The sequence below is a fragment of the Acidiphilium sp. 20-67-58 genome, from assembly GCF_002255515.1.
Lineage (GTDB): Bacteria > Pseudomonadota > Alphaproteobacteria > Acetobacterales > Acetobacteraceae > Acidiphilium.
Genome location: NZ_NCAS01000090.1, coordinates 1 through 3931, shown reverse-complemented (window position 1 = coordinate 3931; position 3931 = coordinate 1). Strand labels below are relative to the sequence as shown.

Annotated in this window: 6 protein-coding genes; 4 read left to right on the top strand and 2 right to left on the bottom strand. The window is 61.3% G+C overall.

Translation table 11 applies throughout. The features are described from left to right. Positions 1-45: 45 nt before the first annotated feature. Both B7Z76_RS16010 and B7Z76_RS16005 read left to right on the top strand, forming a co-directional pair. Entirely contained in the window at positions 46-723 is a 678-nt protein-coding gene (locus B7Z76_RS16010) for an ArsR family transcriptional regulator (protein ID WP_291345245.1), read from the top strand. Continuing rightward, positions 677-1114 carry a DUF29 domain-containing protein gene (locus tag B7Z76_RS16005; protein ID WP_291345243.1) on the top strand — a complete coding sequence of 146 codons (438 nt, stop codon included), beginning with the start codon at positions 677-679 and terminating at the stop codon, positions 1112-1114. Before B7Z76_RS16010 ends, B7Z76_RS16005 begins: the two co-directional genes overlap by 47 nt. A gap of 156 nt (positions 1115-1270) precedes the next feature. On the opposite strand, the gene mobQ is transcribed toward B7Z76_RS16005, so the two are convergent. After that, positions 1271-3001: a MobQ family relaxase gene (gene mobQ, locus B7Z76_RS16000; protein WP_291345241.1), complete on the bottom strand. Its 1731-nt coding sequence runs from the start codon at positions 2999-3001 to the stop codon at positions 1271-1273. A 59-nt stretch (positions 3002-3060) separates the two neighbouring features. On the opposite strand from mobQ, the gene B7Z76_RS16385 reads away from it, so the two are divergent. Both B7Z76_RS16385 and B7Z76_RS15995 read left to right on the top strand, forming a co-directional pair. Beyond that, a complete protein-coding gene (locus B7Z76_RS16385; protein WP_366925322.1) occupies positions 3061-3330 on the top strand; it encodes an EexN family lipoprotein in 270 nt (89 codons plus the stop codon). Beyond that, positions 3330-3650: a mobilization protein gene (locus B7Z76_RS15995; RefSeq protein ID WP_291345239.1), complete on the top strand. Its 321-nt coding sequence runs from the start codon at positions 3330-3332 to the stop codon at positions 3648-3650. The genes B7Z76_RS16385 and B7Z76_RS15995 overlap by 1 nt, the downstream gene beginning before the upstream one ends. 101 nt (positions 3651-3751) lie before the next feature. On the opposite strand, the gene B7Z76_RS15990 is transcribed toward B7Z76_RS15995, so the two are convergent. Then, on the bottom strand, positions 3752-3931 hold a 180-nt coding region (locus tag B7Z76_RS15990), incomplete at its 5' end, for a hypothetical protein (protein ID WP_291345237.1).

Genomic DNA, 3931 nt, shown 5'->3' with positions numbered 1-3931 from the left:
AGCCAACTATAGTTGGCTACCAGCCAACTATCAGGAGTCGCGCCCATGGCTATAACCACTGCCGAACTGCGTCGCCGGGGATACTCGAACGACGATATCCGCCTCGCCCAGAACGTGCAGGAGGCCAACCGGCGAGCAGGTGCTCCTTCCCGAACTTTGGCCGAGGTTTTGGCCGGTCAGCAGGCACGCTCACGCCCGGCCGCGCCGGTCGAGGATCTGACCGCACGCCAGCTTCGCCGACGAGGAACCTACGGTCAGGCCGCTCTGCTCGTTGACCAGGCGGCGCTTGGCGAGCGCGATCCAGCCCGCGCAGCACAAGCAAGGCTGCTCGGCCATGGCTTAAAAGCTATGGCCGAACGCCCAGTTCAGCTAGAGTTTGACTTCTTTGGAGGCGGTAACGTGAGCCTTGGACACCAGTACATCGACGCCGTGCAGGCCCGCCTGATGGCAACGAACGCCACCCCGGCAGAGCGTGACGCTGCCCTTGCGACCCTTCTACTCATCACCCGGCACCTCGAATGGCAGGGCTATGCGTGCACAAAAATCGCTGCCGATCTCGCAGAGATGCGGGGGGTTGATAAGGCTGACATGACTAGAACTCTCGTTCTCCTCGAAAAGGTCGGCGCGATATCTCGGACTAAGCGGGGCCGTACCAAAGTCATCGCAGTGACCCAGCATGAGCGCCAATCTCTACGATCAAGATTTCTACGCCTGGGCGAATGAACAGGCCGGGCTTCTGCGCGCCGGGAAGTTAGGGCAGGCCGACATTGAACACATCGCCGAGGAAATCGAGAGCATGGGCAAAACCGAGAAGCGCGAACTTGTAAACCGCTTTACGGTCCTGCTCGCACACCTGCTCAAGTGGCAGCACCAGCCCGCCCGGCGCGGGGCTTCATGGGAGGTCACAATCGGCACTCAACGGCGTGCGATCACGCGCCACCTGGCCGACAACCCCAGCCTGAAATCAAAGCTGCCAGAGGCTTTTGCCGACGCTTACATCGACGCGCGAGGCGAAGCGTATGCGGAAACAGGTCTGCCCAAAGCTACCTTTCCTGCCACTTGCCCTTGGTCCTTCGAGCAGGTGATGGCTGATGATTTCTGGCCGGAAGTCTAAGGTTCCATCCCCATTTCGTCGGCCAAAATCGGAAGTTGATGTTCAGTCCCTTATGGACAAAATGCGTGTCATCATCTGGATGACGGCGATCGCCTTGGCCTTATCGGCGGTCATTTTCGTGAAGGTATTTTTCTACTGAGTACCGTTCCGTGAGGCTTAGTCCATCATATCGAACCCTCGGTCTTTCTCCCGACTAGCCTGCAATTCACGCTCGAACACTTCGGCCTTGAGCGCACTTTTGCGCTCCTCAGGGTAGCGTTCCAGCAAGTCTTGCTGCCGCTTTAGTTCCTCTGGTGGCAGGTCTGCGAACCTGACCCGAAAGATGCCCTCTTCAGTTGGCCTGATCGACGCCAGCCCTCGGACAATCTGTCGGATTTCCAATATTTCAGCCTGCCGCCGCTGCTCGACCGCCTCGCGGCGTTCGCGTTCGATCTCGGCATCAACCCTCCGCCGTATCTCCTCGGCGCGGCGCTCAGCCTCGGCTTCGGCGGCACGGCGGCGGTCCTCTTCGATCCGCTCATCGAGCACGGATTGAGCCGCGCTATACCGCCGGTATTCAGGCGCTAAAGCCTCATCAACCTGCCCCGCGATCCGGCTATACAGCGTGCCCACGGTCAACCTGGCTTCGGTGTGCAGTTTCTCCGCTCTGTCCAGGACGCCCTGCCGTTCAGCGGCCAACTCTGTCCATTCGGCGATCTGGGTCTGAATCCGCTTCGACTCAGGGTTTTCCGAAACCTCTTTGTCCTGCCGCCAGAACATCAGACCTCCCAAGCGGCTGAATAAGCCCCTGATCGCGCCCCATCGTCCTTCAGAGCCATTTGACCTCTCGGTGGCCTCAAGCAGGTCCAGCCGCGCCTTCGCCTCCCCAGCCCTGGCGGTTTCAGCCGCTTTTTCCGCCTCACGATACGCCGGGTCCGCCATCAACGCCCCAGCCTTCGCCGCCTCCCGGTCGGGCAGTAGCGTGTTCACCTCCCATTGGAGCGCGTTTAGCGGCATGCGTCGCCAGCGCTCGCGTTCAAGGTCGATCACCTCGGCATCGGCCTGTCGAACCGCCTCTCGTGCCTCTTCAGAGGCCACTACAGCCCGGTTCACATCACCAACACCAGTCTGAACCCCGCGCCGCTCCAGCGCGCTCGCAGCAGGCCCCAGATGGACCGTGGGAGCTTGCTCAAGCCCACGCCTGGCAAAGCTGCGGTGATCCACCCTTTCTTCCACCTGCGCCCGTTCCAGGGCCGCGTTGACCTGCTCGGCCCAGACTTCCCGCAGCCCCTCTACCAACGCCGGGCCGGTCGCCCGGTCATCGAGCTGGCGCGTCTTGCCCCCTAGCCCGTTCTCGTTCGCCGCCCGTGTCGTGGTCAGGATGTGCGCGTGCCAGTTCCGCTCGTCGCCCTCTCTGTACGGCTCATGCAACGCCACGTCCGCAACCACGCCAAACCGCTCAACCACGGTCTCCGCGAACCGCCGGGCCAGCGCCACACGCTCCCCCTCGGGAAGCTCGGCGGGTAGGGCAAGCTCGTATTCACGCGCCACCGTGCTGTTCTTCCGCGTCTCCGCAGCTTCGGCCCGGTTCCACAGGGCCGAGCGGTCCGAGGCCCACGCCTCGGCACCGGCGGGCGCGACGATGAACGATTCCACAACGCCACGTTTGCGTGTGTAATCGTGCGTCCGGCCATCGCGCTCACAGGCAAGACGAATGCCGGAGCGGTAGGCAGCAGCGGCAACCGCGCTGCGACCGCTCGAACGGCTCACCGTCTTGACCGAGAGATGATAGATCGCCACAGCCGCCAACGCTTCCTTTCTTGCCTGCCCCGGCGAGGGGCCGCGCGCAAAGTCGAAGACTTTGCATAAGTGCGCACTTCTCACTACCGTTCGAAGTGTCACATCCATCGACCTACATCGTCAACCCCGCTACACTGCCACAAGGTTTCACGCCAAAGGAGATCAGAATGCGAAGAATTGCCGCCGGTCTTATCCTCGCTGCCAGCCTCTCCGGTTGCTCACACCCACACTCAGTCGCGTGGTTCAAAAAACATCCGCATGCGCTACAGAAGACACTTAAAAAGTGTAAAAGCGTATCGGCTGGTAATGCGAACTGCCACGCGGCTACTGTCGCATGGTCTGAATCCGAATTAGCTGCACCGCCGGTCAAATTTAATGGGGAGAATATGTTCGCCCCTACACATTTGCCGCTGAATAGCAAAGGGGTCGGTTACTGATGGCCAGTGATCTCGAAGCCAAGATTGAGGCGGCCCGGAAGCGGGCTGCGCAGGCCAAGGCGAGGCTGGCCGATCTGGAAGCGCGGGCGAGCCAGCAGGCCCGCAGGCTGGACACGCGCCGCAAGGTCATCCTCGGCGGGCTGCTCATCGATGCCGCCGGGAAGGATGATCGCTTCTCCAAGGTGATCACCGCTCTCATGGCTCGGATGGTCCGTGAACAGGATCAGAAGGCGTTTGAGGGCTGGTTGGTCCCTTCCCCCTCTCCTGACCCCCTTGGCGTCAACCAGCCGCCTTCTGAGCCGCCCCAGACGGTCGAGTAAGCCCCGGACCTCCCCGCATCGTCCCCCTGAGCCACTTGCTGGCCTGACAGCCATCTCAGGCGGCTTTCTGAGGCCCCTGACAACCCCACCAGTGCGGCCCGTCAGGGCCGCCAATCATGGGCAAATCGCACCGCGATTTTCCGCTTCTTTCTTCTAAATCTTCTTAGGATAAGGATACCGCCGGACGATTTTCGGAAAAAACCTAGGTTTCCTGCCGGATTGCGGCTGAAATTGCTTGACGAATAGTTGGCTGGTAGCCAACTATAGTTGGCTACCAGCCA

Coding starts and splice junctions, on each gene's coding strand:
- B7Z76_RS16010 (WP_291345245.1), top strand. CDS start 46: ATGGCTATAACCACTGCCGAACTGCGTCGCCGGGGATACTCGAACGAC.
- B7Z76_RS16005 (WP_291345243.1), top strand. CDS start 677: ATGAGCGCCAATCTCTACGATCAAGATTTCTACGCCTGGGCGAATGAA.
- mobQ (WP_291345241.1), bottom strand. CDS start 3,001: ATGGATGTGACACTTCGAACGGTAGTGAGAAGTGCGCACTTATGCAAA.
- B7Z76_RS16385 (WP_366925322.1), top strand. CDS start 3,061: ATGCGAAGAATTGCCGCCGGTCTTATCCTCGCTGCCAGCCTCTCCGGT.
- B7Z76_RS15995 (WP_291345239.1), top strand. CDS start 3,330: ATGGCCAGTGATCTCGAAGCCAAGATTGAGGCGGCCCGGAAGCGGGCT.